General features: G+C 49.9%; 1 protein-coding gene. It reads right to left on the bottom strand.

The genetic code is table 11. From position 1 onward, the window contains the following. Nucleotides 1-8 precede the first annotated feature (8 nt). Nucleotides 9-1,171, bottom strand: a protein-coding gene (locus ACFI6L_RS20240; RefSeq protein ID WP_462574701.1) for an IS3 family transposase whose coding sequence is annotated in 2 segments (ribosomal slippage) — nucleotides 9-916 and nucleotides 916-1,171 — 1,164 coding nt in all. Because the reading frame shifts where the segments join, the coding sequence is not laid out codon by codon here. Nucleotides 1,172-1,238 lie beyond the last annotated feature (67 nt).

Genomic DNA, 1,238 nt, shown 5'->3' on the forward strand with positions numbered 1-1,238 from the left:
TGTAGTGGTCAATAAAACCCGGACACCTTTTTAGCTAATTCTTCCGCTTTTGCCGGTGGTAGCCCGTTGTTAAATTGATGCGGTCTTTCCCAGTTGTAATAATTCATCAGGTAATATCCCACATCTCGTTTTGCTTCATTAGGCGAACAGTAGCCGGTTGATGGCATCCATTCTGATTTCAGACTTCTGAACACGCGTTCCATTGGGCTATTGTCCCAGCAGTTCCCTCGGCGACTCATGCTCTGGCTCATCTTGTAACGCCACAGCCTTTGTCTGAATTTACGAGCGCCGTACTGAGAGCCCTGATCGCTGTGGAACATCACGCCTCTTGGCTTACCTCTCAGCTCGTAAGCCATGTCTAAAGCTCTTACGGCAAGCTCCGCGTCCGGTCGGTGTGACATACTCCAGCCGATAACTCTTCGGCTATGCAGGTCAATCACGACGGCTGCGTAATACCATGCTGAGCCTGTCCAAATGTAGGTGATATCACCGCACCAGGCCTGGTTGGGCTGTTCCACATTGAACTGCCTGTCCAGTAAATTAGGGATATCTGGCCGCTCAACCTGTACGTTTTTATAAGCGTGCTTACCCGGCTGCTTGCTCGTCAGCCCTTGTTCTTTCATCAGCCGGCCTACTTTGAACCGACCCATGACGATGCCTTCATCGCGAAGCATATCAACAAGCGTTCGTGTGCCAGCAGACTGACGACTCTTATCGAACAGACGCTTCACTCTGGCTCGCAGAATACGTCGTTTAGCGCCAATCAGCCGGTGGCGCTTTCGTCGCTCGTAATAGCTACTGACACCAACACCTAGAGCTGAACAGACCAATTCTGTTGATTCATGCACCCTCAACCGGTCTATCAGCGCGTGGATTTCAGGTCGTCGGACATTAAGAGTGCAGTAGCCTTTTTTAAAATAGTTTTTTCTCGCTCTAGGCGATTCACACGAGCCTCCAGCTCCTGAATACGTTGCTGTTCTGGTGTCAGGGCTTTTGATTTCGGCGTGCTGCCGCCTCGTTCGGACTCAAGTTGCTGAACCCATTTGCGCAGAGTATTTTCATGAACGTCTACCGCGCGACTTGCTTCGGGTACACTATACCCCTGATCAAGCACCAGGCTCGCTGCATCATGTTTAAATTCCGGACTGAATGACCGTCTTTGTCTTCTCATTGAACACCTCGTTATTAAGTGTAATGCTACCACTTAAAATAGTGTTCGGGTTTAGTCTGCCACTACA

This window comes from Alteromonas sp. G4i35 (assembly GCF_054960375.1).